Raw genomic sequence first — 25436 nt, forward strand, 5'->3', positions numbered from 1 at the left:
CTTACTTAAAATAAGTATCCACAACTATCGTAATGATTCCGGTTAATACAATATTGGCTATCGCCAATGGAATTAACATTTTCCATCCTAAATTCATCAATTGGTCATAACGGAAACGAGGCAATGTCCAACGAATCCACATGAAGAAAAAGATAAATCCAAATATTTTAAGGAAAAATACTAAAGTTCCAATAATCGTAATCCAGTTTTCTGACAAACCTAAATCATACATGAACGGAAAGTTATATCCTCCGAAATACAATGCTGCCATCAAAGCTGATGAAACAAACATATTGATGTATTCTGAAAACATATATAATCCCAATTTCATGGATGAATATTCCGTATGGTATCCACCAACCAATTCGGTTTCACATTCCGGAAGGTCAAAAGGTACACGGTTACATTCCGCGAAAGCGCAGACAATAAAAATTAAAAATCCTAAGGGCTGTACCCAGATATTCCAGTTAAATCCTGATTGATTAGCAACGATATCGCCAATAGACAGATTTCCTGTAACCATTAGCAAGGCAATCAATGACAATCCCATCGGGATTTCATAGCTGATACTTTGCGATGCCGCACGAATCGCTCCCATCAAAGAGAACTTATTGTTCGATGCCCATCCGCCCAACATAATTCCGTAAACTCCCAATGCAATCACACCAAAAATGTAAAGCACTCCGATGTTTACGTCAGCCACTTGTAAGGTGATGACTTGGTCGCCAATTGTCAGGTTTTGTCCCCATGGAATAACTGCAGAGCTGATACATGCTGTGATAATCGCAATGACAGGACCAATGACAAATAAGGTTTTGTGCGCTCCTGCCGGAATGATTTCTTCTTTGAAAAAGAACTTTCCACCATCGCATAAGGGCTGTAACAAGCCAAAAATTCCCGCGCGGTCTGGTCCGTAACGGTCTTGCATAAATCCTGCAATTTTACGTTCGGCCAAAGTCGAATACATCGCAATCACTAGCGTAATCACAAAAATGATAACGACTAAGATTAATTTCTCTAGAATAAAAGCTACTTCCATGTATGCGTTCGCTTATTTTAATTTCTCTGTTCTTGCAAACTGCTCTTTATTGGCTGTCTGCAGTTTTTTATCTTCTTTAATAACTGCTGGTGGATTGAATTCTGGGTAATGGTTTGAGCCAATTACAGAATATTTCTCAACCGGAGTTGGCTCTTCTAATTTCCAGTCACTTGTTTGTTTGCGGTCGAAACGGCAAGTATCACAAATAAACTCATCTACTTCCCCAAACTCATCTTTGCGTCCTGTCACACGTAACACATCTGCGCCCTTGTACCATAAAGTTACTTTGCCAGAACAAGTCGGACAATCTCTATGCGCATCAACAGGTTTCGTAAACCAAACTCTATTTTTAAAACGGAATGTTTTATCAGTCAATGCACCAACGGGGCATACATCAATCACATTTCCTATAAAATCTGTTTCCAAAGCATTTTCGATATACGTCGAAATTTCGGAATGGTCGCCACGGTATAGAATACCATGTTCGCGTTGATTCGTCAATTGATTTGCGACATAGACACAGCGATAGCACAGAATACAGCGATTCATATGCAATTGGATTTTATCGCCAATATCGATAGGCTCGAACGTACGGCGAGCAAATTCATACCTCGCTTGCTCCTCGCCATGCTCATAGCCCAAATCCTGCAATTTACATTCTCCCGCTTGGTCACAAATTGGGCAATCCAATGGGTGATTGATCAATAACATTTCAACAACTGCTTTACGCGCGCTGACAACATCTGGAGACGTAATATTTTCAACTTCCATTCCGTCCATAACCGTCGTACGGCAAGAAGCCACCAACTTAGGCATCGGACGTGGGTCTTTTTCAGAGCCCTTTGATACTTTAACTAAACATGTACGGCATTTCCCACCACTTCCTTCCAATTTGGAGTAATAGCACATTGCGGGAGGCACAATGTCTCCGCCGATTTGGCGCGCTGCATTCAAAATGGTTGTTCCAGGTGCAACATCCACCGGAATTCCATCAATACTTACTCTAAATTTTACTTCTTCTTCTGCCATGTGTACTTCTGTTATAGCAATTTTTTAATCTACCGTTTGAACCAAAGGATCCGCATAATGCGCTAATCCAAAGTTTCTAGTTTGTGATTCTGAAGGATTTTGAATGTGCCATTCAAATTCATCTCTGAAATGACGAATGGCCGCCGCTACCGGCCATGCTGCTGCATCGCCTAATGGACAAATAGTATTTCCTTCTATATTCTTTTGCACATCCCATAACAAATCGATATCGGATTGCGTACCTAAACCATGTTCGATTTTGTATAATATTTTTTCCATCCAGCCCGTTCCTTCACGACAAGGCGAACATTGTCCACAGCTTTCGTGACGGTAAAAACGAGTGAAATTCCATGTATTTCTGACAACACATTGGTCTTCATCAAAAGCAATAAATCCGCCCGAGCCCATCATGGTTCCTGTTTGGAAACCACCGTCTGCCAATGACTCATAAGTCATTAATCGAGGAGCGCCAGAAGCCGTTTTTAAGATTAGATTTGCTGGCAAAATCGGAACAGAAGACCCTCCTGCAACAACCGCCTTCAGTTTTTTGCCGTTGGCAATGCCGCCGCAATATTCATCTGAATAAATAAATTCTTCAACCGGAACGCCCAATTCAATTTCATAGACTCCAGGACGTTTTACATTTCCTCCTGCAGAAATTAATTTTGTTCCTGTACTGCGTTCAATTCCAATTTTAGCATACTCTTCACCGCCATCATTGATAATCGGGACAGTCGCTGCAATGGATTCGACATTATTCACAACAGTTGGACAGCCATATAAACCCGCAACAGCAGGAAAAGGTGGCTTGATGCGAGGATTTCCTCTTTTACCTTCAAGCGACTCTAACAATGCAGTTTCTTCACCGCAGATGTAAGCTCCGCCGCCCGGTTGTACATAAATCTCTAAACTGTATCCTGTACCTAAAATATTATCTCCTAAAAATCCAGCATTTTTTGCTTCCGCAATTGCTTTTTCGAGAATCCGGATTTGAGGCATCATTTCACCCCGAACATAGATGTACGAAGTTTTTGCCCCCAAAGCAAAACTCGAAACAATCATTCCTTCAATCAATGCATGCGGAATGTGTGTCATCAAATAACGGTCTTTGAATGTGCCTGGTTCAGATTCATCCGCATTGCATACCAAATAACGAGCAACACCTTCTGGCTTCGCCAAAAAACTCCATTTCATTCCGGTAGGAAAACCTGCACCACCGCGGCCTCGCAATCCAGATTTTTTCACTTCTTCCACCACATCATCCGGGCTCATCGTTTTCAGCGCTTTTTCCACCGAACGATAACCTCCAGTTTGGCGATAGACTTCAAAACCTTGAATGCCTGGTACGTTTATATGTGTTAATAATAAGGTACGGCCCATGTTATGCTTTATTCTTTAACGTTTCGATCAATGAATCGACACTTTGTTCGGTTAAATTCTCGTAGAAAGTATATTCTGGCCCAATCTGCAGAACAGGTCCATAGCCACAAGCTGCCAAACATTCTACACCACGCCACGAAAACAAACCGTCTGGCGTAACTTCGCCTTCGCGAACACCCAAAGTTTGTTCAATGTGATGCATAATTTTTTCGGCTCCAACCAAACAGCAAGGTCCGGTACGGCATACTTCTAAATTATATTTGCCTTTTTTCTCTAAAAAATACATCGTATAGAAAGTCGCAACTTCGTATACTTCTATCGGTTTTATGTTTAGAAAATAAGCAACTTTGTCCATTGCATCCGGACTAAGCCATCCAAAAACAGCTTGTACTTCATGTAAAAGAGGCAATAATGCGGATTTTTGCTTTCCCTCAGGATAGCGCTTGACAATTTCTCCAAATTTGGTCAACAATTCTGGCGAAAATTCGACTGGACTATTTTCTTTTACACTAAGCATCTAATTCTCCTGCAATGACATTTAAACTACTCATATTTAGAATGGCATCCGACAGTAGCATTCCACTGCTCATCGGTGCAAACATCTGATAATTGATAAAGGAAGGTCGGCGGAAATGCAAACGATATGGCGTTCTTCCGCCATCATGAATCAAGTAAAAACCTAACTCTCCATTCGCTCCTTCGACCGCATGGTATACCTCCGATTGTGGCGTATCCCATTCACCCATCACAATTTTAAAATGGAAGATTAACGCTTCCATATTGGTGTACACTTGTTCTTTTGGAGGTAAATAAAATTCAGGTACATCCGCATGAAAGACACCTTTTGGTTCTTTTGAAATCTTTTCCAATGCTTGCTCAATAATGCGCAAGGATTGCCACATTTCTTCATTTCGAACCATAAAACGATCGTATACGTCGCCATTCGTTCCTACCGGAATTTCAAAATCAAATTCCTCATACGAACAATATGGATCAACAATGCGCACATCGTAATCGATTCCTGTTGCACGTAAGATTGGGCCAGACCAGCTATAGCTTAACGCCTCTTCTGGAGTGACTGCCGCAACGCCTGACGTACGCTCTATAAAAATCCGATTGCGCGTGAACATTTCCTCAAATTCTTTCAAAACCGGAGGAAAACGTTTTAAAAACTCTTCTATTTTAGCAAAAGCCACCTCATTGAAATCTCTTTCGAAACCTCCGATACGGCCAATGTTTGTGGTTAGGCGAGCACCACAGATCTCTTCGTAGATTTCATAGATAAACTCGCGCTCTTGCATGACATATAAAAATCCAGAAAATGCGCCTGTATCCACTCCTAAAATTCCGTTACAGATGATGTGGTCAGCAATTCTTGCTAACTCCATAACGATAACTCGCATGTATTGCACACGCTTAGGAATTTCGATATTTAATAATTTCTCGACCGTCATGTGCCATCCCATGTTATTGATTGGGGACGAACAGTAGTTAAGGCGGTCAGTTAAAGGTGTAATCTGATAAAATGGGCGATGCTCCGCAATCTTTTCGAAAGCACGATGAATATAGCCAATGGTTGAAACTCCAGAAACAATACGTTCGCCATCCATCTGCACGACATTCTGAAAAACTCCGTGTGTAGCAGGATGCGTTGGGCCAATATTTAACGTGATTAATTCATCTTGCGGATCATCATCCACGTAAATTGGCTTATTCGAAGATATTTTGGTTATAGTTTCGCTCATTTCGTCTAGGTATTATCTTCCAAAATAAAAATCTTTCTTATCAATCCGATTTGGATCTTCTAATGGATATTCTCGGCGCATTGGAAATACGTCCAATTCATCCATATTCAATATTCTGCGCAAATCCGGATGTCCTTCAAATTGAATTCCAAAGAAATCATAGGTCTCGCGCTCCATCCAATTCGCTCCGTTATAAACAGTTGTTGCTGTCGGAATGCTCGGATTTTCACCATCGATAAATACCTTGATTCGCAAACGAACATTGTAGACCATGGCATGTACATGATAAACAACGGCAAAAGCTTTCGGTTGATTTGGATAATGAACTGCCGTAATATCTGTCAGAAAATTCATCTTCAGATAGGCATCCTGTTTTAAATATTGAAGAACTTCAATGATGGAATCTTTGCTGGTTTCAATTGTCAGTAAACCATGAGGTTCACCTATATTTTGAATTTGATCGCCAAACTTTTCAACAAGATGGTTAAGTAAAATCTGGTTATTCAATTTATCCATTATCTGTCGCTATTCCATATTTCTCAAGTAATTCTTTGTATTCTGGTGAATTACGTCTGTTTAATGATTCTGTTTTTACGATGTCTTGCAAACGAAGAACACCATCTAAGATTGCTTCGGGTCTCGGTGGACATCCCGGCACATAAACGTCTACGGGAATGATTTCGTCAATTCCCTGAAGAACTGAATAGGTGTCAAAAATTCCTCCGCTAGAAGCACAAGCTCCAACAGCGATTACCCAACGGGGTTCGGCCATTTGAAGGTATACTTGTTTCAAAACAGGAGCCATTTTTTTAGCGATGGTTCCCATTACAAGAAGCATGTCTGCTTGACGAGGAGAAAAACTTGGACGTTCAGCACCAAAGCGAGCCAAATCGTAGGTCGAACCCATGGTTGCCATAAATTCAATCCCACAACATGAGGTTGCAAACGGCAACGGCCATAGAGAATTTGCACGCGCTAAGCCAATTGCTTTGTCTAAACTCGTTGCAAAAAATCCAGCACCTTCAACTCCTGCAGGAGCTTCTGCCAATGTAATTTTACTCATGCGTTGTTTATAATTATGTTTTGTTTAACGACAGCAAGATAATAATTATAATACTGTCCATGAAACACTAAGGTATATTTAGAATCATTCTAACGTTAGTGCCAGTCTAGTGCTTTTTTCTTTAAAATGTAGATAAAACCCAACAATAGCAAGCCCATAAAGATGAACATTTCGATCAATCCTTGCATGCCGAATTCACGGAAATTCACTGCCCAAGGGTACATAAAAATGACCTCAATGTCAAAAATCACGAACAGGATAGCGACTAGAAAATACTTGATCGAGAAAGGCTGACGCGCATTACCAATTACCTCTACCCCTGATTCAAAGGAAGATAGTTTATTTTCCGTACGAACTTTGGGCCCAATCAAATGGGTGATAATTATCGTCGAAATTCCAAAGCCTGCAGCAACAGCTAATTGAATTAGAATAGGAACATAATCTACTGGAGCACTTTCTAATGGCATAGTATGAAAAGTTTAAATTAAGTTTACTAGGTGCAAAATAACAAAAATAAATTTTAGGGCAAACAAAAAGGGGCTTAAATTTAAGCCCCTTAACTGATAATTAATAAAATCTTATAATTGATCGTAAAATTGTAAAGCAAACTCATCTTCTGGATTCACTTTCAAAGTTTCTCCAAACAAAGCTTTTGCTTTAGCATTATCACCTTGGTAATATGCGTAGAATGCCAAATAGTTATTTGCATCAATTAAATATTCGTTCGCGTTAGTTACATCTGGTTTAGCTTTAACAGCTTCAATTAATTTTGTAAAGCTATCTACAAATAAACCTTTTGCTTCCTCTGGATTGTACATTACGTTGTCTAATCCTAATTCCGCTAAACCTTTATAATACAAAGCAGGAATATAGTATTTATCTACATCTTCTTGCTTAGTTGCTTTTGTAACTGCTCCAAGAGCTGCAACTGCTTTTTCTAAATGTGGTTTAGCTTCTGCTAATTTAGCAAGACCACCATCTTCTACTTCTGGTTCGCCTTCTTTCACTGCAAGAATCTTACTTCCAATACCGTACTCGCCTAATCCGATGTAGTAGTTTGCATCATAGTAGTAATCTGATTCAGGCATTGAAGCTGGAATCGCAAATAAACCAATGGCTGCTGGGACGTCTCCATCTGTGTATTTCGCAAATGCAGTCTCAGAAATCTCTGCTAATAAATCATCTTCTTCTGCTTGCTTAGCAATCGCTTCTTTTAACAAACGAGTTCCTTCTTCATTGTTACCGATTCCGATATTCGCTAATCCAGCATACAAATAATCGCGAGGGATTAAACGCTCAGGCTGTACTTTTTCGAATAATTGTTTTAAGTATTCAGCAGATTTAGCATAATCTTTATCTTGGTTGTATGCAATGTATCCTAAATAACGGAAAACTTTAGCATCAACACCAGGAGCATTAGCCAATTCTTGAGAAACTGTTTTTAACTCATCATAGTTACCAGAGTATACCAAGAAATCGGCATAACGCGTTTTCGCTTCTACAGAGTTATCACCAGTCAAGCTCAAATACTTTTTATAGTTTTCTACTGCTTTTTGGTTGATTTCTCTATAATCCTCTTCTGGAGCTTTTAATGAAGACAAATAATATGTCTCTGCTAGCTCACGATAAATCGGTGCATAGTTTGGATTTTCGGTTCCTAACGTAGCCAATTGCTCTAGCACGATATCGTATGCTTGTGCTCTACGGCTGATAATTGCTTGACCAATTTTTGGATCTATTAAAGTTCCATCAATGTCCAATGCATCGCTATAGCTTAAATATGCTTGATTACTTTCACGTAAACCTGAATAAGCATCACCCAATGCTACAGATACTTCAGCATCTTTCGCATTTTTAGCTTTCGCTTGAGTTAAATATTCAATTGCTTTTGTGAAATCTGGTTTTGGTGCATCAATGTATGCACGTCCAACGTAGAACAAAGGCAAATAATCCTTTTTACCTAAGTTAGAAGTCGCTGTCGTAAATTTCGTTTGCGCAGCCGCTTCATTTCCTTTGTATAAATCAACGATACCTAAACCGACAACATTCAATTTTTCATTAGGCGCATTTGTTACACCTTCATTGAAAACGATCGCCGCCGAATCAATTTTATCATTGATCAAATGAATCTGCCCTAAATAAAAATAGTTCTGCCCATCTTTCGCTTTCTTCACAACGAGTTGTTGCAGCATTCCTTTAGCCTTATCATACTGTTCAGCCTGCATTGCTGCTTTAGCCTCTTTTAAGTTTTGAGCGCTAGCTGAACCGACAGCACCCGCTAAAAGAAGACTCAAAAATAATTTGTTACTTGTCATAATCTATCTTTTATTCTTTTGTTTTATACTAATTTATATTATCCTTAATTATTATTTCTCTTCCTGGCATTGAAGCAGGCAATAAGCCTGATTTCAGTACGATTCGTTGCCCTCTATCGCCAGTCAAAAAAGCCGAAAATCCAATCCCTAATCCTGTATTTGGTTGATAGTTCAACACGTATATAGGTCTTGACAATGGATATGTTTCGGTTGCAAGACTAGATTGCGATGGCTTGTGAAACAAGCCGTCTTTTGCGCCTTCCCCATTGTTTTGGACGCTTAAGATACGAATTTTATCCTTTTCTCCAAAAGATTCGCTTGCATCAATGTATTGATTTAAGCTCATAACTCCTATCGAAGCAGGATTTGAAACTACAGCATTCAGAATTGCATCTACATCTTTTTGTGTCTGAACACTTTTTGAAGATACCGTCTCCAAATTTCCTAATTCTTTCAAATAACGCAACGCGCTTGAATTCAAATTGTCAAAAATCAGATTTGCACTGCCCTTTGTACTTCCATTCAACAGTTCAACAATATCCGAAACCCGGATACTCGTATCTGCGCTGGACTTATTCCCAACTAAAATTATGCCATCATATCCAATTTTAAATATTCTTGGTGATATTGAACGTTGAGCGAAATATTCGTTTTCTTTCGCCGACAGTTCTCTCGTCAAAATTCCGATTGGAGCTTTGTCCGTCAACAAGGTATTTATAGCCAGAATTTCTGGCGCTGGAATCAAATTAACTTTGCTATTTGGATAAGATTGATGAAAAACATCGACTTGTTCTTGAATCAATGGAAGTACAGATTCATCGACAGCAACATTTAGTGTTCCTGTCAAGATATCGTCTTTATCCGAAGCTTCAGCTTTTCCTTCTGTTTTGCTCGATTGGCATGCCACAACGAAAACAAAAGCAAAAAGGAAAAAGATATTTACTAATCTCATCATATTATTTAGAGCACAATTGCGTTAAAAAGATTAACATAGAACTAAAAAAATTAATTCCTAAAGTTATTTTGCCATAATCTAGCAAAGCGCATGAAGGAATAGACAATCAGCAATACTCCAAAAAGAGTACGGTAAGTTGGGTCAATTTGTAATGGAAAGCCTTTCCAGAATATAATAAGCAAGCCTAAAATAAAATAGAAGGCGAACATGCAAAGGCCCAAAATGGACAGAAATCGCTTTGATGGCGATTTCTGTCTATAATTATTTGTCTGTTGTTTATTAATCATAAACAATGATTACATATTTGTTAAATCCAGACGGATCGGCATTTTAAACTGAACACGCACAGGTCGTCCGTTTTGGATACCCGGTTTCCATTTTTTTGCCTTTTTAATAACATTCACCGCAGCTTGACCTGTTCCGTAAGATAAATCTCTAAGGACTTTAACATCCGTTAAACTTCCATCTTTCTCGACAACAAAGGTTACTTCAACTGTTCCTTTAACTCCAGCATCAATTGCGCCTTGAGGATACGAGTAGTTAGCTCCAATCCATTCACGGAAAGCATTGATACCACCAGGAGGCTGAGGAGCAATTTCCACTGACTCAAAAATCGTATTTGGATCACCATTAGGGTCTCCTGTTGCAGAACCTGTGATTTGACCTTCAACTTTCTTCGGGCCAAACTCTCCGGTTGGAACTCCAGAAGCTCCTTTTGTACCTTTTAAAGTAATACGAGCAGGAGTTTTATTGTCCTTTTTAATTTCTTCTTGAGAAACTACCTCTTCTTTTACTTGATTTTGAGGAACTACCTTAGGCTCTGGGAAACGCACCAAGTCTTCCGCAGGCGGTTCTTGGGCAATTCGTTGAGGAGGTGCTTCATCTGGTAAAGGCTCTTCTTCTTCCTCAGGCTCGGGTATCACTAAATCCTCAAGCGTAACTTCTGTAATTACAGGAGGCGCTTCTACTTGCTTATCAGGGAACAATTTCAGATTGAACGCTTTTGGGATACTGAATAAAGCAACCACACCGATAATAACCAACAAACCAATGTTTGTTGCTCTCGGCGCTAGCTTGCGTAACTGATACGCACCGTATGCTTTATTTCTGTCTGCAAAAACGACATCTAGCCATTCGTCCTTGAAAATATTTAATTTAGAACCAAACATATTTAAATATTTATAGCATTAGTCATTGAATAGACTCTCGCTTTTTAAAACTTCAATTTCTTCGTCATTGATTTTAGAAATCATGTAGCGCTTGATATCCACAATTTTCATTTCATCTAATACGTCGATTAGATTGCGTGTTATGGATTTTTCACTAGGTCTGATAACTACAATCAAATCCTTATCTGCCCCAGCTCTTTTTGGAACTTCTGCTTTCATTTGTTGTAAGACTTTGCGGATTCCCTCTTTACTGTAATCTACCGTAGTAGGTGGGTAAATAGGATTAGCTAATTGTCCGTAGTACCATGAAATTTTATTGTCAGAACCTAATAACAATGTGATGGAACGATTATCGGCAATTTCCAAGTTATCGTTGGCATCCATTTTATTTTTGTCTGGCATCGCAATGTCCATTGCTTGAGGCTTATTCAAGGAGGTGGTTAACATGAAGAACGTGATTAGCAAGAAAGCTAAATCCACCATGGCTGTTAAGTCTACCTTACCACCAGATTTCTTTGCTCTTACCTTTCCGCCTTTTTTACCACCGCCGGAATCTTGATTTAATTCTGCCATTTTTCTTTTTTATTACTATTATTCCGCAGCGCGCAATCCAGTTACAAAACTAAATTTGTTTTGTTTTTGGTTACGTAATGTTTCAATAATCAAATTAATCGATGGATATTTTTCTCCTGCGTCAGCTTTAATAGCCACTTTCATCGGCCCTGGATCTACAAAGTCATTGTCTTCTGCTTCACGATTTCTGTTGTAAGAAATTGTTGCAATCCGTGCTTGTTGTACCCAATGGTATAATTCATTGGAAACATTCTCTGTACTATCTACTGGAATACCTGTTTGGATTTGCTCCGTTCTCTTGTCATTATCAAGAGAAAGAAGTTGTCTCAAATTTTTGATAGGAACTCCGACCTCATCTATGGCTTTAAATTTTTCATACTCCTCTTCCGAGAAAGCAATGCTATATTTTGAAGACATATTTCTAAGTGTTTCTACCCGAACTTCTGGGTTTTTAACACCAAAGAAAATCTTCTCACCTTTCACTGTGATCACACCTAAATTATCATCTGGTAATTTATCTAGTGTGGTCGAAGCTGGAGTGTCTACAGGCATAACTTCCGGTTGACGAGCTGTTGCAGTCAAAACAAAGAATGTAAGCAATAGGAACGATACGTCACACATTGCTGTCATATCAATCGAAGTACTTTGTCTTTTTACTTTAGCTCTTGCCATTTTTTTACCTCTTTAATTTTATTAACAATTCTATTCGTTTTAATTAAGATGCTTTTTCATATTTATTTCCATAAATAAATATGAAAAAAGCAACGAAATTTTTATTTGTGGTTCGAAGCGTACGTTTGTACGATTGAGAAACCAGCCTCATCGATAGAATAAGTTAACTTGTCAATTTTCGCAGTTAAGATGTTGTACATAATAATCGCAAAAGTTGAAGTTGCAATACCAGTTGCTGTATTGATTAAGGCTTCCGAGATACCGTTTGCCAATTTAGCTGAATCTGGAGCACCACCTGTTGCTAATGCTGAGAAGGCCTTGATCATACCTGTTACCGTTCCTAATAAACCTGTTAATGTACCGATAGATACTAATGTTGCTAAAACATTTAAGTTTTTCTCTAACATTGGCATTTCTAAAGCAGTAGTTTCTTCAATTTCTTTTTGAATTGCTAAAGCAGATTTTTCAGAATCAAGTCCTGGATTTGCAGAAACGTCTTTGTATTTCAATAAACCAGCTTTGATTACGTTAGCTACAGAACCTTTTTGTTTATCACACTCAGAGATCGCTGCATCAATGTTACCGCCATTGATTAATTGTTGAACTTTTCTTACAAAATTTCCTACGTTGCCAGTTCCTGAAGCTTTACTGATTACGATAAAACGTTCGATAGAGAATACCCAAACCATAAGGAATAAACCAATAAGGATAGGTACAATTACACCTGCGTGATAGATCATACCACCGTAGTTACCCGGAAGTGGTTGATTTTCTCTATTACCATCGATAAAGTTTGAAGGAGCTCCCATTACGAATTCCCAAACGATATATCCGAGGATAAAACAAATGATAATTGCTAAACTCGCAAATAAATTACTTGAATTGCCGCTCTCTTGTTTTGCTGGGCTAGTAGTTTTTGGTGCGTTTGCCATTTTTCTAATTTTTAGATTTTTTACTGTTGTTTAATATAATGTTTAATTCAATTTGTGCAATTGTTTGGCGTTTATTTTGCCTAAAAGCAAAACAAATATACTATTTTGTGTTAAAAATAAAATTTTAATTGCTTTTAAAATATAGTTTCATAAAATTTCTGCAATAAATCTCGGAATGAACATCAGCGGACATCTTATCCCGATTAGGTACCACATTTGAAATAGTTAGATTGACCATATATTTTACAATGAAAATCATTTTTTTTCTTAAATGCAAATTATTAAAATATTAAATGTTAAAAATAAGTGAGTGTTTACTCATTTCTTGTTAATAATTCTACACACGCTAATTCAACGCTTAAAGAACCGAAATAGTATGTTTTTGTTCTTAACTATTTTAAAAAAAATTATTCTATAAGTGTAAACATTTATCCACCAACACCTTTTACTTGGAAACCTTCTGATTCTAAATAGGCCATTATCTTTAGTTTAAAATCTCCCTGTATTAAAATCTCCCCATCTTTGGCAGACCCGCCAACCCCACATTTTTGTTTCAATGTTTTCGCCAAATTATTTAAATCTTCGTCAGAACCTATAAAACCCGTTATTAATGTAACGACTTTCCCCTTTCTAGACTTACGATCTAAAGCGACTTTTAGTTTTTGCTGCCTGTTGGGCAAAGTCTCTCTATCGGTAATTTCTTCGGATGAAACGTAATCATAATTGTCTGCTGTGGAATAAACAATCCCTTCAAACCGCTGTTTTTTCTCTTTTGCCATGCCTTTAACAAATAATTTTAAGTGATTTCGGATTAATTTTTATTGATAATGTATTTTCTAATTCAATGGGTTCGCCATCAACATGAACGGGTCCGCCGTCCGTCCGTTCAATCACAATATCCTTTCCAGGTATAATTTCTACGTATTCGGATTGATCGGCAGTTTTGTTGAATAAATGAAAAACCATCATCGGAAGGTTGTATAACGGAAATTTGTGGACGATGCAGACATCCAACAAACCATCGTTAACGGATGCGTTCGGAGCGATGTATGCATTATTTCCATATTGTGGAGAATTCGCTACGCTAATCATAAAAGCTTCTCGCTCATAGGTCTTCCCATCGACTGTCAATATGTACTTTTTCGTCTTATATTTACTTAACACATTAATCGCTGCGCGTAAATAACCGATAGGCCCGCGGATTGAATCTGTCGCAAAGCGGTCGCTGACCGATGCATCGAAACCCAAACCTGCAATATTAAAAAAATGACGCTTATTAATAAGGCCACAATCTACTTCCACAAATTCAAATCGATTAATCCGGCGAATTGCAGATGCCTCATTTAATGGAATTCCCAAATACAAAGCCAATCCATTTCCTGATCCCTCGGGAATAATTCCTAGCGGAATACCAGAATCCACCAAAGCCGAACCAATTTCGTTGATTGTGCCATCGCCACCTACAGCCACTACGGCATCATATTGTTCTTCGATTGCATTTTTTGCTAATTCGTAAGCATGGTTCGCATGAGTCGTTTGCTGGAATGTGGGATTAAATTTCTGTAAATCTAAAACCTCTAATATTTGCTTGTTAAATGCGGTTTTCTTTTTACCTCCAGAAATCGGATTTATAACAAATAATATACTTTTTCTCTCTGCCATTAAAAAATTATACTAATCGCACTAAAGATAAATAAAAGCCTTATATATACAATTTATTCCTCTGGCGAAAATTTTTGGACTATTGCAATTACAAGACATTAATTGCTTTTGAAATAAAATAAAGTTTGTAGATTTGTGCCACAAAATGTGGATTGATTTGTATGTTGCTTTAATGCAAAAAGAGATTGCAACCACAGTAAAAAAGTGCTAAAAACCATTCATACCCAATGATTTTTACACTATCTGTGTTTAATTTTTCAATCAAATCCCACCTAGTAATTTTAAAATATGGCATATTTATTTACATCAGAATCAGTTTCTGAAGGACATCCAGACAAAATCGCGGATCAAATTTCGGATGCACTAATTGATAATTTCTTGGCTTGGGATCCAGATTCTCGCGTAGCAATCGAAACCTTAGTGACCACAGGACAAGTTGTTCTGGCAGGAGAAGTGAAATCAAGAATTTATCTAGATGTTCAAAAAATAACGCGTTCGGTTATCCAGAAAATTGGATATACCAAGTCTGAATACATGTTCGAGGCAAATTCTTGTGGGGTTTTATCTGCAATACATGAGCAGTCTGCCGACATTAACCAAGGCGTTGACCGCACCGCAAAAGAAGATCAAGGAGCAGGAGACCAAGGTATTATGTTTGGCTACGCCAATAACGAAACGGAAAACTATATGCCTTTGGCATTAGACCTTTCGCATCGCTTATTGTTCGAGCTTTCCGAATTGAGAAGAGAAAACAATGAAATCAACTACTTACGTCCAGATGCAAAATCTCAAGTCACGCTAGAATACAGCGACGACCATAAGCCTTTGCGCATTGACACCATCGTGATTTCTACACAACATGATGATTTTGCTGAAGAAGCTTCGATGCTAGCTAAAATTACAGAAGATATTAAAGCGATTTTGATTCCTCGTGTAAAAGCGCAATTAAAGCCTGAACTTCAAGCTTTATTTAATGACGATATTAAATACCACATCAATCCAACAGGAAAATTTGTTATCGGTGGTCCTCACGGAGACACAGGTTTAACAGGGCGCAAAATCATTGTTGATACCTACGGCGGTAAAGGAGCGCACGGTGGTGGAGCTTTTTCTGGAAAAGATCCTTCAAAGGTTGACCGTTCCGCAGCTTATGCAACAAGACATATCGCAAAAAACTTGGTTGCTGCCGGTGTTGCTGATGAAATCTTAGTTCAGATTTCGTATGCAATTGGAGTTAAAGACCCAATGGGAATCTACGTAAACACCTATGGAACTAGCAAAGTAAGTCTTTCGGATGCTGAAATCGCAACTAAAATTGGAGAGATTTTCGACATGACTCCTTATGGAATCGAAACCCGTTTGGGATTGAGAAACCCGATTTATGCGGAAACCGCAGCGTATGGACACATGGGAAGAACGCCTCAAACAATTACCAAAGAATTCGAAAATTCAACTGGTGAGAAGAAAACACTGACTGTTGATTTATTCACTTGGGAGAAACTAGATTTTGTCGACAAAATCAAAGCTTCTTTCGGTATATAATCGTCAAAAAATACATAAATAAGAAAGCCTGCGAAAATTTTCGCAGGCTTTCTTATTTATACAATATAAGTATTAATCGATAAAAGCGGCCGAAGCTTGCGCTTGGCGGTCAACTTTTTTCACTAATCCTTGAAGCACGTTTCCAGGGCCAACTTCAATAAATGACTCAGCGCCATCGGCAATCATTTTTTGAACAGTTTGCGTCCAGCGCACAGCTCCTGTTAATTGGTCAATCAGATTCTGTTTGATTTGTGCAGGATCCGTGTGTGGCAATGCATCAAAATTTTGATAAATCGGACAGATTGGCTCTTTAATCGATGTCGCTTCAATGGCTTCTTGCAATTCTACCTTCGCTGGCTCCATCAATGGAGAATGAAAGGCTCCACCAACACTTAACTTCAATGCACGTTTAGCACCTGCAATCGTTAATGCTGCGCAAGCTTCTTCAATTCCTTCAATCGAACCCGAAATAACCAATTGACCAGGGCAATTGTAGTTCGCCGGAACAACGATAGCATCGATCTGCGCACAGATTTGTTCGACAACTTCGTCTTCCAATCCCAAAATAGCCGCCATTGTAGAAGGTTGCAATTCACAAGCTTTCTGCATAGCATTCGCTCGCTTTGAAACTAAAGTCAATCCATCTTCAAACGACAATGCATTGGCAGCGACTAAGGCAGAAAATTCGCCTAACGAATGGCCAGCAACCATAGAAGGATTGAATTTATCTCCTAAAGCTTTCGCCAAAATAACAGAGTGTAAGAATATAGCAGGTTGTGTAACATTAGTTTGTTTTAAATCTTCATCTGTACCCGTAAACATTAAATCCGTGATACGGAATCCCAAAATTTCGTTTGCTTGTTCAAAAAGAGATTTTGATTCAGAGTTCAGATTATACAAGTCTTGTCCCATTCCAACGAATTGGGCACCTTGACCTGGAAAAATATAGGCTGTTTTCATAAAGCTAAAATATGATTTAATTATAATTTGCCAAATTAATCGGGAATAAATTTCTATTCCTCTGGCAGAAACGTTAAGGAAGTCATCTTCGATTCATCGAAAATATCCGTTGAAATTTCAAAAATCAATTGAGGCGTCACCTCATCGATTTTACGGAAAACTTCATCCAGTGTGATAATTTGGTTATAGTCCAGCAAATTTTTGGCTTCGGTGATAATCATGCTCATTCGATTCTCTTCTGCCAAAGCAATCTGCCCTTTAAATTTGTTCTTCACTTTATTCAGCTGTGACTCAGAAATCGGAGCTGCTTTCAATTTATTTAATTCTTTCCAAATTAATTTCTTCGCTTTTTCTATTTTTTCTTCATCTGTTCCCAAATAAATATTAAATAGTCCCGTATTGGAATACAAAGAATAGTTGGATTCAATTGTATACGCAATACCGTGTTTTTCGCGAATCGACAAATTCAAAATTGAGCTCATGCCCAATCCGCCTAACTGATTATTCAACAGCAATAAGCCTGTTTTGCGGTCATCCTGAATTCCATAGGCCTGCGTGCCCAAAATGTAATGCGCCTGATTAATCGGTTTTACAACTTCGACATGTTCGCCGATGTTGACAATTGTATCCGCATTAGTCTTTTCTGCTTGGCGCAATGGAAGCTTGCCAAAAAATTTATTAGCTAATTTTTCGACATTTTGCTTCGTATAATCGCCCGCAATACCGATGACAATATCCTCCGTAGAATAATTTGATTCAATAAACGTAAGAAGGTCTTCTCGCTGAATGCCCTTTAAATCGTTCTCTAATCCTAGAATATTATGGCCTAAGCTTGAGTTTTTAAAGATTAAATCTTCAAAATCGTCGATTATGGCATCCTCAGGACTATCTAAATACGAAGCCATTTCATCCAAAATCACGCCCTTTTCTTTCTCTATTTCATTTTCAGGAAATGTCGAATGAAAAATGATATCCTCAAACAAATCCAAAGCACGATTTAAATAGGGCTTTAAAATAGACGCATGAATGCAGGTATATTCCTTGGTGGTATAAGCATTCAAATCCCCACCGACAGATTCCAGTCGGTCCAAAATCTGATTGGTGCTTCTTCTTTCAGTTTGCTTAAACAGCATGTGCTCGATAAAATGAGCCACGCCAAATTTACCCTCGACCTCATCTCCAGAACCGGCATTGATTAACATGCAGGTATGTGTAATCGTCGACTGTTGAGGATGTAAAATTACACGAATCCCATTTTCTAACCTGAAAATATGATTGTCAATATGTTTTGATGTGAATTCCAATTGTTGCAAATCTACATAATAAAAAACAAAAGCGACAGCTTGTGGGCTTGTCGCTTTTGTTTTGATTAGGCTTACATTCCGGGAGGACGCATACCTCCGCCAGGTCCACCTTGCCCTGGCCCCCCTTGCTGTGGCGCTAAATCTCCTAAAGCAAATTTTTGGAAACGGTAAGTAAATGTCAACATGAAATAACGAGCCAAACGATTCGTTTGCGAATCGGTAGTGATGTTATTTTGTACCGTACGGCTAATGTTTGTTTGTTGATTCAGCATATCAAATGCAGCCAACCTAAATGAACCGCGGTTATCTTTTAAGAATTTCTTCTCTAAAAATGCATTTATAATAAGCGGGTTTACATTGCTAGTTTGTCCGCCAAAACCACTGTTAAATGATTTAGAGACATCGGCACCAAATATCCAAGTTTCAGAAAGATTAAGGTTTCCATTGATGGACGGCGTCCAAGTAGTCACATTTGTAGTGGTTGCATACAACGTATTATACGTGTTATTGAATGTATAGCGCACACCGGGGTTCAATTCAAATTTAGTCGATGGATTGTAACGGAAGTTAATTCCTTGATTTAACACCCAGTTTTTTGCCAAATTCTCTTCCGGATTATCTTTGTTGTCTAAATCATCAGAAGAAATAAACGACACGTTGTTGTTGTATGAAGCGCCTCCATTAAAGGATAAACTATATGTTTTTTCTTTCCAAGATTTCGAATAATTATAAAACGAACTTACGCTGAAAGCGCCGTCAGCGTTTCTATATCCAGTTTCTTGAATTAAATTTCCGATATCATCCGATGTCCTGTGATTGACCGTCGCAATTTTATTTTCAGTGGATGTTGCGCGAGCGAACGCAAAAAAAGTATTTCCTGTCTGAAAATCGGACTTGCGGAAATTCAAACGCAGGGAATGTACAAACTCCGCATTTAAATCTGGATTTCCTGAAATCGGAAAATTTGGATTCGAATAATCTGTAAACGGCTGAATCTGTGTTACACTTGGTTCGGTCGCTTGACCAGAATAATTTACAGAAATATTGCTTTGTCTGCTGAATTTATATTCAAAACGCGCAATCGGGATAAAATTGAAGGCTGTCCTGTGAATCTCATTATTGACCGAATTGCCAAAGATTGTTCCTTCCAAAATCGATGGCTGAACGGATGCTCCAACTGAATATTTTATCTTATCATTATTGAAACTGAAGCTTGAACCAAAACGGTGCGTGCTAAATGAGTAATCGTATTGATAATCGAAATTATAATCGGGGTCTGTTAATGGACTTTCGTCTGCATTAAAAGCTTCCTGAAAATTGTTGTTATCATAGGTATTGACGTTGTAATCATAACTGAACTCTAATTTTCCATATTTTGAAATCGGCTCAAGGTATGAAACTGAAGCACCTCCATTCCAACTTTTATTTCTTAGCTCATTCCAAGTTCTTCTATACACTTCTTCTGGAGGCAGGTTCGAATTTGTTGTGTCCAATAAGGTGTTTTCGACAATCCGTTCCACGTCAGATTCAGTTGCAGAAGAATTAAAATTGAAATTAAAAAACAAATTCCTGCCATTTGCGCTCAACCGCTTGTTGTACAAACCGCTAATTCCATAGCGCGGAGAAGATGTTTTAGAGTCATAGGCATTTTCCTCAAGGTTCCAGCTTACTCCATTGCGCATTTTATCATAGGATGTAAATGATGAAGTCGAGCTGTTTGAAAATCCGAATTGCGGTGTTAATTTTATAAAATCTGTTTCAGAAGGTTTCCACTCGATATTCGATTCAAAGCGATGATTTCCGGTGATGTTATTCGTCGTTGCTTCATCGTCGATAATTTCTGGAATTTCGTATTGATAAACCGAATGGCTCGAAGAAATAATATCTTGGTCATCACGTCCGTAGCTATAACTTCCGTAGACCGTCAATTTATCATTGAAATCATGTCTGAAATTGACTCCGATGGAACCTGTATTGGTTAAACCCGTGGAATTATTGATTCCGCCAACACCGCCACGGCCTCCGCCACCGCGCATTTGCCGCGCGCCTCCACCAGTTGTGCTAAAATCAAATAGCGGAGCATTGATGTTATTTAAATTTCCTAAAACAGAAATTTGTGAACCTTCTTTCATTCCCATCCACATACCCGTCGCCTGGTAACGGTCCTCCGTTCCGTAACCAAAACGCAAGGTAGACATATGTCCTTGATTGTATTTTGGGTCAATCGTAATATTCAATACTTTTTCGGTATCGCCGGTTTTATTTCCAGTCAGGTTGGCCATATCTCCATAATCATCAATAATCTGAATCTTGTCGATAATGTTAGCCGGCAGATTTTGCGTAGCAGTTTTCACATCACCGCCAAAAAAGTCTTTCCCATTAATCCGTACACGCTTCACTTCTTCGCCCTGCGCGGTCACATTTCCGTCTTTGTCCACTTCAACACCCTCGAGTTTCTTTAGCGCATCTTCCGCCAAAGCGTCGTCTCGAAGCTTAAGGTCTTTAGTAGAATACTCTAATGTGTCGCCCTTTACTTGAATGGTAATTACTCCCGAAACCACAACTTCTTCAATCAAGTTGTCGATTCCTTTAAGAATAATACTCGGAAGAACCGTTTTGGCCTGGTTGGCGGGAATGGTAAAATCTTTTTGCAAAGATTCAAACCCAAGGCTGTTGATGCGAATCGTAAATTGGTCTGATTTGACATTTTCAAATGTGAAAATTCCAGCAATGCTCGAACCCGTTCGGAGCGTGTCGTTGTTGGTGATAAGTTCCACGGATGCGCCGGCGATTATACGTGACGCGCTATCGCGCAACATTCCCTGAACCGTTTTTCCGCTTTGTGCATTGGCAGAAAAGCTCATGATAATAATTCCGAATAGTAAACTTATGACTCCTCTTTTAAACATCATATGAATTTTATGTACTAATTTATTGTATCGACAAACCAAACTTCCGTTTTCGCGCTTGCCGTCCTATTTTCTGTTGTTCTATTTCCATCGCTGCCGGAAGGCCTCATGCCTCCACCTGCTCCGCCGCGCATGCCGCCCCGGCCGCCACCGCCTCCTCTCATTCCTCCTCCTTGTGGCATTCCACCCGAAGCATTTCCATCGTTTAATGCTACGGTCGGCTTATCTTGCGCCATTTTATTGATTGCTATTTGAATAGCAAGTTTGGTTTGTTCTGCTTCGAGTTTCAATAATTTCAAAGGAATCACGCATTCATAAACCAAATTATCCATGGAATCTAATTTAGCTACAGCTTTCAGTCCGTATCCATTGGCGAACGACAAAAGGCCGTCAACAAAACTTTCGAAGCCCTCAACGTGATATCCGTCCGCTTTTGCCAAAAGTTGCTCTCGATGAAAGACCGACCCTGCATTTTTTTCATCTGTCATTACCCGCAATGATTCAGGGTCTGGCTTTGGAAAAATTAGCTTTGCGCCATCCTTCTTTTTCCCTTGCGCATTGATGTTCACCAAAATTCCATTTTTGGTTGCTTCGCTTTGCAAAAAAAGATTAACAACTCTAACGCCGACGTATAGATTATTGTTCTTTACCAAAGCATTAAAAAACCAAGAACTATCCTTACTAATGACATACAGCGACTTTTCCCATTCTTTTAGATTCCCATCCACTTTTATTGTTTCTTCAACAGGTTTGAAGGAATACAATCCTTTTTTATCCTGACAAAAAGCGACTTGTAACATGCATACAAGTAGACCAAATAATACAAATCTTTTTTTCATGGCTTTAAAATTTGCTAAATAATCTTCTTCTTTACCTCATTAATAGTACAAAAGAATGCATTAGTAGTGTAAATTAATGTAAATGCATTTGTATCACAGAGAAGTTACATTTATTCCTAATTTTGCAAGATGGAAGAAAGCAATACGCTCTTATCGTATTATCAAACGGAATTGACAGAAGCAGGATGCGACGAAGCTGGAAGAGGTTGTCTGGCAGGCCCCGTATTTGCCGCAGCTGTTATTTTTCCGGCAGATTATGTGAATCCAATCTTAAATGATTCCAAGAAATTATCGCTAAAAAAGAGAGAGTCCCTTCGCCCAATTATCGAAAAAGAAGCTTTAGCTTTTGCCGTATCTAGTGTTTCAGCCGAAGTCATAGACCAAATCAATATTCATCGGGCATCGTATTTAGCTATGCATCAGGCTTTAGATTTATTGGCGATTGAGGCTTCATACATTATAGTCGATGGCAACAAATTCATACCATATAAAGAGATTCCCTACACCTGCATCGTGAAAGGGGATGGAAAATATTTATCCATTGCCGCAGCATCTATTTTAGCGAAAACGTATCGGGATGAATACATGGACGGGATTGCGAAGGATTTCCCAAATTATGGCTGGACCAAAAACAAAGGTTATCCAACCGTAGAACATCGAAATGCCATTTTAGAATCGGGCATCTGTTCATACCATAGAAAAACCTTTAGAATAACTGACCCACAGTTAAAGTTATTCTAAAGGCTTTATTTAAATTTTTTATTTCTTTTTAGTCGGACTACTAAGCTCTGGTTTTTTCTTTCTGTTCGAATACGTATACCAAATGGCAAAACCTAAGCCTAAGACCAGAACAATCGACGCAATCAATGAAATAATTTCGCTAATACGCATGGATTCAGGAGCGAAGATAAATTCAACTTTATGATTTCCTCCCGGTAATTGCAATGCTCTCAGCGCATAATCAGCACGGATAATCGGTACCTCATCCCCATCCACGTAAGCTTTCCATCCTGCATCGTAATACACTTCAGAGAAAACGGCCAAAGCTGTCGTCGGAGAAGAATATTCGTAGCGCATCGTATCTGGATGATACGAAGTTAATTGAATATTTGCATTGGTTGGCACGCCAAGACGCGTCGTATCCAAGTTTGATTTAAATTGTTCGCTGACGAAGGCTTCCGTTTTCGGGTCAAAACTGCTAATCGCCTGCATCTCTTGTGCATCGTCTTTGACCATTGTCACTTTATTGACAAACCAAGCGTTGCCCGCTGCTGTACTGCGTCGCTGGATTTTTTCAGAATTATTCGAAGGGTCGCGCGTGATGATGTAGCGTACATTGAACATATCCAGAACATCTTCATTAATTGCTCCGTTAAATTGATGTTCCAAAATTTCTTGGAATCGCATTAATTTAGCCGCATGATAGCCTCCTAAACTTTTGTGGAAATAGGACGCTCGCGCATCAGAGAACGGATTTGTTGTTAAATCCAATACACGATAGCTCAAATCTTTGTCCATTCGGATTAATTGGTCAACTTCCCGCTCTTGAACATGCTGCACATCGCGAGGTTCGATAAACGAATTATCATTCAAGTAACGTTTATCAACTTGCCATAAATCAATCAATGTCAATACTCCGACTCCAGCGATAAGAACCGTATACGAAATTTTATTTTTGATGTATGACCATACAAACCCAAAAGCAATCAACACGATGAAAAATGAACGGTATGCATCTTTTGACGCTAAGTCTTTTCTATCTTTTATCAATGCAGATGCAATTTCATTGGCCATGTTTTGGTCACCGGTCTGCTGTTGCAATGTAGCTACAAAATTTTGGTGCGTAGATGGTTTGAAATTCAAAAACAAATCAGGAATAAACGCCACAAGCAGACATAAACCACCTACGGCAATTCCTGTATATAAAACCTTTTTGTTTAAATTGATGATTTCCTGCTGGCGGGTAATTAATTCATTGATTGCCAAAACAGCTAATAATGGAATCAAAACCGCTGCTACGACTAATATAGACTCAACCGCTCTGAATTTATTGTACATCGGGAAATAATCGAAGAACAAATCCGAAATAAGTGGAAAATGCCGTCCGAACGAAAGCAGAAGGATTAATGCTGTCGCGGTAATAATCCACCATTTTAAGCGGTCTTTGACGATTACAATTCCTAAAATAAATAGGAAAATAACTGCAGCCCCAAAATACCAAGGTCCAGAAGTAAATGTCTTCTCTCCCCAATATGTCGGCATGCTTTGGGCAATCTGTACAGCTTGATTCTCTGGGAATCCGCTTTTGGTAAGAAGCTTCGCAATATTTGATTTCTCATCCAAAACGCCACCAGTTTTTCCTCCGTAAGCATTTGGAATTAAGAACGTAATGCTTTCACCGATTCCTTGCGACCAAGCGTAGGCATATTCTTTATCTAATCCATCAGTCTGTTTTCCCCCCTCATCGACTTTAGCAATATTGGCTTTCCCGCGAATCGTCGATTTGCTATATTCATAGGTAGGATACAAAACGGATGCATTTACCAAAACAGCCAAAACAACCGCGATTAATTGAACTCCCGTTGCTTGCGTAAAGTTTTTGAGCTTTTTATCCCGTATCGCATAATACAATTCAAACAGAACCAAAACTAACAAGGCCAGAAATAGGTAATACGTAACTTGCACGTGATTGGTTCGAATCTCCAATGCCATGAACAAGGCCAATATAACGCCTCCCCACAACCTATTCCCGCGATAACACAAAATAACAGCACCTATAATCGGCGCCATATACGCAATCGCATAGGCTTTATTCATGTGCCCCGCTTCGATATAAATTAAATTATAGGATGAAAATGCCATAGCAATTGCACCCGCCGCAGCAAGCCAAGGCCGAATCCGCAGAACCGAAAGCAAGAAATAGCTTCCCAATAAATACAGCAACAAGACATCAGCCGGCGCTGGAAAAACTGTACGAATTCCTCTGCCTATATACGTTGTAATATTATTGGCATGTTCATACCAAATCTGATAAGTCGGCATACCACCAAACATGGAGTTCGTCCATAGTGGAGAATGTCCATCTTTCGCTTTATAATCAAATAGTTCTTTTTGACTTCCTTCAGCCTGAATAACATCACTTTGAGAAAGGATTTTGCCTTGCCAAATAGGTGTTAAATAGAAAACAATCAGGACTAAAAAAAGACCGATTATGATAAGATGAGTAGCGTTTTGCTTAAACCAATTTTTCATGTAATTCGAAGAAGATTTGATTATAATTAAGGTTCAAAAATATAGAAATGATTTGAAATATACGCAAAATATCTATTTAGATGCAAAATTGGTTGT

The 25436-nt window shown here is 38.7% G+C and carries 23 protein-coding genes; 2 read left to right on the top strand and 21 right to left on the bottom strand.

Going from position 1 to position 25436, the window contains the following annotated elements; translation table 11 throughout:
• Position 1: 1 nt before the first annotated feature.
• The 16 genes from nuoH to C4F49_RS02870 all read right to left on the bottom strand — a co-directional run bounded on the left by nuoH (position 2) and on the right by C4F49_RS02870 (position 14534).
• Complete coding sequence (nuoH, locus tag C4F49_RS02795; RefSeq protein WP_196934338.1) at positions 2–1039, bottom strand: NADH-quinone oxidoreductase subunit NuoH; 1038 nt, start codon at positions 1037–1039, stop codon at positions 2–4.
• Between the two features lie 12 nt (positions 1040–1051).
• The gene (locus C4F49_RS02800) at positions 1052–2068 is read right to left on the bottom strand and encodes an NADH-quinone oxidoreductase subunit G (protein ID WP_196934339.1); all 1017 of its coding nucleotides are present in this window, start codon (positions 2066–2068) and stop codon (positions 1052–1054) included.
• Between the two features lie 24 nt (positions 2069–2092).
• Positions 2093–3448, bottom strand: coding sequence for an NADH-quinone oxidoreductase subunit NuoF (gene nuoF, locus C4F49_RS02805; RefSeq protein ID WP_196934340.1), 1356 nt, complete (start codon positions 3446–3448; stop codon positions 2093–2095).
• A gap of 1 nt (position 3449) precedes the next feature.
• Positions 3450–3965: an NADH-quinone oxidoreductase subunit NuoE family protein gene (locus C4F49_RS02810; protein ID WP_196934341.1), complete on the bottom strand. Its 516-nt coding sequence runs from the start codon at positions 3963–3965 to the stop codon at positions 3450–3452.
• Entirely contained in the window at positions 3958–5193 is a 1236-nt protein-coding gene (locus tag C4F49_RS02815) for an NADH-quinone oxidoreductase subunit D (protein WP_196934342.1), read from the bottom strand. The genes C4F49_RS02810 and C4F49_RS02815 overlap by 8 nt, the downstream gene beginning before the upstream one ends.
• 12 nt (positions 5194–5205) lie before the next feature.
• Complete coding sequence (locus tag C4F49_RS02820; RefSeq protein WP_196934343.1) at positions 5206–5709, bottom strand: NADH-quinone oxidoreductase subunit C; 504 nt, start codon at positions 5707–5709, stop codon at positions 5206–5208.
• Positions 5702–6256, bottom strand: coding sequence for an NADH-quinone oxidoreductase subunit B (locus tag C4F49_RS02825; protein WP_196934344.1), 555 nt, complete (start codon positions 6254–6256; stop codon positions 5702–5704). The genes C4F49_RS02820 and C4F49_RS02825 overlap by 8 nt, the downstream gene beginning before the upstream one ends.
• Before the next feature lie 95 nt (positions 6257–6351).
• A complete protein-coding gene (locus C4F49_RS02830) occupies positions 6352–6723 on the bottom strand; it encodes an NADH-quinone oxidoreductase subunit A (RefSeq protein ID WP_196934345.1) in 372 nt (123 codons plus the stop codon).
• A gap of 111 nt (positions 6724–6834) precedes the next feature.
• Positions 6835–8571, bottom strand: a complete 1737-nt coding sequence (locus tag C4F49_RS02835) for a tetratricopeptide repeat protein (RefSeq protein WP_196934346.1) — start codon at positions 8569–8571, stop codon at positions 6835–6837.
• A 28-nt stretch (positions 8572–8599) separates the two neighbouring features.
• Positions 8600–9526, bottom strand: a complete 927-nt coding sequence (locus tag C4F49_RS02840) for a PstS family phosphate ABC transporter substrate-binding protein (RefSeq protein ID WP_196934347.1) — start codon at positions 9524–9526, stop codon at positions 8600–8602.
• Between the two features lie 296 nt (positions 9527–9822).
• Positions 9823–10695: an energy transducer TonB gene (locus C4F49_RS02845; RefSeq protein WP_196934348.1), complete on the bottom strand. Its 873-nt coding sequence runs from the start codon at positions 10693–10695 to the stop codon at positions 9823–9825.
• A gap of 18 nt (positions 10696–10713) precedes the next feature.
• The gene (locus tag C4F49_RS02850; protein WP_196934349.1) at positions 10714–11268 is read right to left on the bottom strand and encodes an ExbD/TolR family protein; all 555 of its coding nucleotides are present in this window, start codon (positions 11266–11268) and stop codon (positions 10714–10716) included.
• Between the two features lie 18 nt (positions 11269–11286).
• Positions 11287–11940 (bottom strand): ExbD/TolR family protein, encoded by a 654-nt coding sequence (locus C4F49_RS02855; RefSeq protein WP_196934350.1) that lies wholly within the window; start codon positions 11938–11940, stop codon positions 11287–11289.
• 101 nt (positions 11941–12041) lie between these two features.
• On the bottom strand, positions 12042–12872 hold the full coding sequence (locus tag C4F49_RS02860) for a MotA/TolQ/ExbB proton channel family protein (RefSeq protein ID WP_196934351.1): 831 nt from the start codon (positions 12870–12872) through the stop codon (positions 12042–12044).
• A gap of 428 nt (positions 12873–13300) precedes the next feature.
• On the bottom strand, positions 13301–13651 hold the full coding sequence (locus C4F49_RS02865) for a translation initiation factor (protein ID WP_196934352.1): 351 nt from the start codon (positions 13649–13651) through the stop codon (positions 13301–13303).
• 4 nt (positions 13652–13655) lie between these two features.
• Positions 13656–14534, bottom strand: a complete 879-nt coding sequence (locus tag C4F49_RS02870) for a diacylglycerol/lipid kinase family protein (protein ID WP_196934353.1) — start codon at positions 14532–14534, stop codon at positions 13656–13658.
• A gap of 288 nt (positions 14535–14822) precedes the next feature.
• Here C4F49_RS02870 and metK point away from each other — a divergent pair, with 288 nt between their 5' ends.
• The gene (metK, locus tag C4F49_RS02875) at positions 14823–16076 is read left to right on the top strand and encodes a methionine adenosyltransferase (protein ID WP_196934354.1); all 1254 of its coding nucleotides are present in this window, start codon (positions 14823–14825) and stop codon (positions 16074–16076) included.
• A 72-nt stretch (positions 16077–16148) separates the two neighbouring features.
• Here metK and fabD read toward each other — a convergent pair whose 3' ends face one another.
• From fabD to C4F49_RS02895, 4 genes are all read right to left on the bottom strand, one after another.
• Positions 16149–17036, bottom strand: a complete 888-nt coding sequence (gene fabD, locus C4F49_RS02880) for an ACP S-malonyltransferase (RefSeq protein WP_196934355.1) — start codon at positions 17034–17036, stop codon at positions 16149–16151.
• Positions 17037–17089: 53 nt separating this feature from the next.
• On the bottom strand, positions 17090–18349 hold the full coding sequence (locus C4F49_RS02885; RefSeq protein ID WP_231388183.1) for a M16 family metallopeptidase: 1260 nt from the start codon (positions 18347–18349) through the stop codon (positions 17090–17092).
• 62 nt (positions 18350–18411) lie between these two features.
• Positions 18412–21252 carry an outer membrane beta-barrel protein gene (locus tag C4F49_RS02890; RefSeq protein WP_196934356.1) on the bottom strand — a complete coding sequence of 947 codons (2841 nt, stop codon included), beginning with the start codon at positions 21250–21252 and terminating at the stop codon, positions 18412–18414.
• A gap of 14 nt (positions 21253–21266) precedes the next feature.
• On the bottom strand, positions 21267–22088 hold the full coding sequence (locus C4F49_RS02895) for a hypothetical protein (RefSeq protein WP_196934357.1): 822 nt from the start codon (positions 22086–22088) through the stop codon (positions 21267–21269).
• A gap of 129 nt (positions 22089–22217) precedes the next feature.
• On the opposite strand from C4F49_RS02895, the gene C4F49_RS02900 reads away from it, so the two are divergent.
• Positions 22218–22829 (top strand): ribonuclease HII, encoded by a 612-nt coding sequence (locus C4F49_RS02900; RefSeq protein WP_196934358.1) that lies wholly within the window; start codon positions 22218–22220, stop codon positions 22827–22829.
• A gap of 18 nt (positions 22830–22847) precedes the next feature.
• Here the strand turns inward: C4F49_RS02900 and C4F49_RS02905 are convergent, their stop codons facing one another.
• Positions 22848–25340, bottom strand: coding sequence for a YfhO family protein (locus C4F49_RS02905; protein ID WP_196934359.1), 2493 nt, complete (start codon positions 25338–25340; stop codon positions 22848–22850).
• Between the last annotated feature and the right edge of the window lie 96 nt (positions 25341–25436).

The sequence above is a fragment of the Sphingobacterium hungaricum genome, from assembly GCF_015210005.1.
GTDB lineage: Bacteria > Bacteroidota > Bacteroidia > Sphingobacteriales > Sphingobacteriaceae > Sphingobacterium > Sphingobacterium hungaricum.

Excerpts from the sequence above, each read along its gene's own strand:
- nuoH (WP_196934338.1), bottom strand. The coding sequence starts at position 1,039 with ATGGAAGTAGCTTTTATTCTAGAGAAATTAATCTTAGTCGTTATCATT.
- C4F49_RS02800 (WP_196934339.1), bottom strand. The coding sequence starts at position 2,068 with ATGGCAGAAGAAGAAGTAAAATTTAGAGTAAGTATTGATGGAATTCCG.
- nuoF (WP_196934340.1), bottom strand. The coding sequence starts at position 3,448 with ATGGGCCGTACCTTATTATTAACACATATAAACGTACCAGGCATTCAA.
- C4F49_RS02810 (WP_196934341.1), bottom strand. The coding sequence starts at position 3,965 with ATGCTTAGTGTAAAAGAAAATAGTCCAGTCGAATTTTCGCCAGAATTG.
- C4F49_RS02815 (WP_196934342.1), bottom strand. The coding sequence starts at position 5,193 with ATGAGCGAAACTATAACCAAAATATCTTCGAATAAGCCAATTTACGTG.
- C4F49_RS02820 (WP_196934343.1), bottom strand. The coding sequence starts at position 5,709 with ATGGATAAATTGAATAACCAGATTTTACTTAACCATCTTGTTGAAAAG.
- C4F49_RS02825 (WP_196934344.1), bottom strand. The coding sequence starts at position 6,256 with ATGAGTAAAATTACATTGGCAGAAGCTCCTGCAGGAGTTGAAGGTGCT.
- C4F49_RS02830 (WP_196934345.1), bottom strand. The coding sequence starts at position 6,723 with ATGCCATTAGAAAGTGCTCCAGTAGATTATGTTCCTATTCTAATTCAA.
- C4F49_RS02835 (WP_196934346.1), bottom strand. The coding sequence starts at position 8,571 with ATGACAAGTAACAAATTATTTTTGAGTCTTCTTTTAGCGGGTGCTGTC.
- C4F49_RS02840 (WP_196934347.1), bottom strand. The coding sequence starts at position 9,526 with ATGATGAGATTAGTAAATATCTTTTTCCTTTTTGCTTTTGTTTTCGTT.
- C4F49_RS02845 (WP_196934348.1), bottom strand. The coding sequence starts at position 10,695 with ATGTTTGGTTCTAAATTAAATATTTTCAAGGACGAATGGCTAGATGTC.
- C4F49_RS02850 (WP_196934349.1), bottom strand. The coding sequence starts at position 11,268 with ATGGCAGAATTAAATCAAGATTCCGGCGGTGGTAAAAAAGGCGGAAAG.
- C4F49_RS02855 (WP_196934350.1), bottom strand. The coding sequence starts at position 11,940 with ATGGCAAGAGCTAAAGTAAAAAGACAAAGTACTTCGATTGATATGACA.
- C4F49_RS02860 (WP_196934351.1), bottom strand. The coding sequence starts at position 12,872 with ATGGCAAACGCACCAAAAACTACTAGCCCAGCAAAACAAGAGAGCGGC.
- C4F49_RS02865 (WP_196934352.1), bottom strand. The coding sequence starts at position 13,651 with ATGGCAAAAGAGAAAAAACAGCGGTTTGAAGGGATTGTTTATTCCACA.
- C4F49_RS02870 (WP_196934353.1), bottom strand. The coding sequence starts at position 14,534 with ATGGCAGAGAGAAAAAGTATATTATTTGTTATAAATCCGATTTCTGGA.
- metK (WP_196934354.1), top strand. The coding sequence starts at position 14,823 with ATGGCATATTTATTTACATCAGAATCAGTTTCTGAAGGACATCCAGAC.
- fabD (WP_196934355.1), bottom strand. The coding sequence starts at position 17,036 with ATGAAAACAGCCTATATTTTTCCAGGTCAAGGTGCCCAATTCGTTGGA.
- C4F49_RS02890 (WP_196934356.1), bottom strand. The coding sequence starts at position 21,252 with ATGATGTTTAAAAGAGGAGTCATAAGTTTACTATTCGGAATTATTATC.
- C4F49_RS02895 (WP_196934357.1), bottom strand. The coding sequence starts at position 22,088 with ATGAAAAAAAGATTTGTATTATTTGGTCTACTTGTATGCATGTTACAA.
- C4F49_RS02900 (WP_196934358.1), top strand. The coding sequence starts at position 22,218 with ATGGAAGAAAGCAATACGCTCTTATCGTATTATCAAACGGAATTGACA.
- C4F49_RS02905 (WP_196934359.1), bottom strand. The coding sequence starts at position 25,340 with ATGAAAAATTGGTTTAAGCAAAACGCTACTCATCTTATCATAATCGGT.